Here is a 384-nt window from a genome sequence, read left to right on the forward strand (position 1 = left end):
ATCATATTTCGAATGCTTCAGTGTAATCAAAGAATTATAAGATAGCCATGTCTCTTCATAAGAAATATGATGCCACAGTAAACTTCCTTTCCATAGTCAAGAGAATTTCTACGCTTAAAATGAAAATACTTGTAAACAATATTTTTTTTAATATCATTAACAATTTCATTTGATTACCTCCTTAATATTTATTATTATATACAAATCGCTTATGGATTCAGCGAGTATATTTAATCGGCCTCAAACCTAAATAATTTGCAGTCAATGTTCCAAGTGAAGATTGATCACTAGAACGTGCATCCACAACAGCCCGTTCTGCAATTGCCAGTGCAATTTGGTCATTAATCAACTGAGTGCGAGAGTTCAAAACATCTAATGTAGTTG

General features: G+C 32.0%; 1 pseudogene. It reads right to left on the reverse strand.

Going from position 1 to position 384, the window contains the following annotated elements:
- Positions 1-217: 217 nt before the first annotated feature.
- Positions 218-384: pseudogene (locus J7R05_RS09500) on the reverse strand (transporter); the annotation flags it as partial.

The organism is Bartonella capreoli (genome assembly GCF_902813205.1).
Lineage (GTDB): Bacteria > Pseudomonadota > Alphaproteobacteria > Rhizobiales > Rhizobiaceae > Bartonella > Bartonella schoenbuchensis.